A 1,173-nucleotide genomic window follows, 5' to 3' on the forward strand; every position below is an offset into this window, starting at 1 on the left:
GATAACACCGGCCGCTTCCAGCTCTTCCATGAGACGGGTGGCCCGGTTAAAGCCGACAGAGAGACGCCGCTGGATCATCGAGGCGCTGGCTTTCTGGGTTTCGATGACCAGGGCCTTGGCTTCCTCAAAGAGCGGGTCGCCTTCATCTCCATCGCTTCCGCCGCCGTCCAGATCGCTTTCAGAAACTTCACCCGGATCAAAGCTGTCATCATAGTCAGCTTCGGCTTGATTTTTGACAAAGGCCACAATCCGCTCCACATCTTCATCCGAGATAAAGGAACCTTGGAGACGGACCGGATGGTTTTCATCAATGGGCTTAAAGAGCATATCCCCGCGTCCCAGCAGCTTTTCTGCCCCATTCTCATCCAGAATGGTCCGGCTGTCGGTCCCGCTGGAGACTGCAAAGGCAATCCGCGACGGCACATTGGCCTTAATCAGTCCAGAGATGACATCCACTGACGGCCGCTGGGTAGCTAGGATCATATGAATCCCGGCCGCCCGCGCCTTTTGTCCCAGACGGATAATGGCATCTTCCACTTCTTTGCTGGCCACCATCATGAGGTCAGCCAGCTCGTCTACGATGACGACAATCAAAGGCAGGGGTATCTGCTTGTATTCAGACTGGGCATTGTACTCAGCCACCTTGGCATTGTATCCAGCAATGTTGCGGGCACCGACTTTGGAGAAGAGTTCATAGCGGTTTTCCATCTCGTCTACGACCTTCTGCAGGGCTCGGCTGGCCTTGCGCGGATTGGTCACGACCGGAATCAGCAGGTGGGGAATGTCATTGTAGACAGACAGTTCCACCATCTTGGGATCCACCATCATAAACTTGACTTCATCCGGCCGGGCTTTCATCAGAATGCTGGCAATGATGCCGTTGACAGCTACAGATTTACCGGATCCGGTCGAACCAGCCACCAGCAGATGGGGCATTCTCGCCAAATCAAAGGAACGCACCGAGCCATTCACGGCCTTGCCCAGCGGAATTTCCAAGAGCTTCTTGGCATCTGTCTTGGACTGCTCCCAGAGTTCTCTGAAGGACACCGTGGCGATTTCCGAGTTGGGCACTTCAATCCCGACCAGAGACTTGCCGGGAATCGGCGCCTCTATCCGCACATCCTTGGCTGCCAGCGCCAGAGCCAAATCATCGGCCAGATTGGAAATCCGATT

Annotated in this window: 1 protein-coding gene; it reads right to left on the reverse strand. The window is 55.1% G+C overall.

What is annotated here, in order from left to right:
• Positions 1–1,173 (reverse strand): DNA translocase FtsK (locus STRDD11_RS14445; protein ID WP_241209380.1); only part of this gene is annotated, 1,173 nt, incomplete at both ends.

It is taken from the genome of Streptococcus sp. DD11 (assembly GCF_001578865.1).
In the GTDB taxonomy this organism is placed as follows: domain Bacteria; phylum Bacillota; class Bacilli; order Lactobacillales; family Streptococcaceae; genus Streptococcus; species Streptococcus panodentis.